The organism is Mesorhizobium sp. M0991, assembly GCF_040318915.1.
Lineage (GTDB): Bacteria > Pseudomonadota > Alphaproteobacteria > Rhizobiales > Rhizobiaceae > Mesorhizobium.
Genome location: NZ_JAMYNE010000114.1, coordinates 1 through 517 on the forward strand (window position 1 = coordinate 1; position 517 = coordinate 517).

At 64.0% G+C, this 517-nt stretch carries 1 protein-coding gene; it reads right to left on the reverse strand.

The window, feature by feature from the left end:
* Positions 1 to 517, reverse strand: a 517-nt coding sequence (locus tag NKH70_RS35755; protein WP_353027485.1) for an ABC transporter ATP-binding protein, incomplete at both ends; no start/stop codon positions are given.

The window sequence follows — 517 nt, forward strand, 5'->3', positions numbered from 1 at the left end:
CAAGCAGCTCAGCCGAATGTCCGGCCAGCGCGATCTTTCCGGTCGTCAGTGCGTAGGCGCGCTGCGAGATGCGCAGCGCCATGCGCGAATTCTGCTCGACCAAGAGAACGCTGACCTTTTCGTCGCGATTGATCGCCACGATGGAGCGGGCGATGTCCTGGACGAGCTTCGGCGCGACGCCGAGCGAGGGTTCATCGAGCAGCAGAAGCTTCGGTTTGGCCATCAGCGCCCGCCCGATCACCAGCATCTGCTGTTCGCCGCCGCTCATCGTGCCCGCCGTCTGGGAATAGCGTTCCTTCAGGCGCGGAAAGCGCGTGAGCACCATGTCCAGCGTCCTGGCGATTTCGGCCTTGTCGGTGCGGGTGAAGGCGCCCATCATCAGATTGTCGCGCACCGTCATGTAGGAAAAGACGCGCCGACCCTCCGGCACCATGGCGATGCCCATCCTGACCAGCTCGTCCGGGCGCGTTCCGTCGATGCGGTGGCCCCGGAAATGAATCTCGCCGCTGCGAACTTT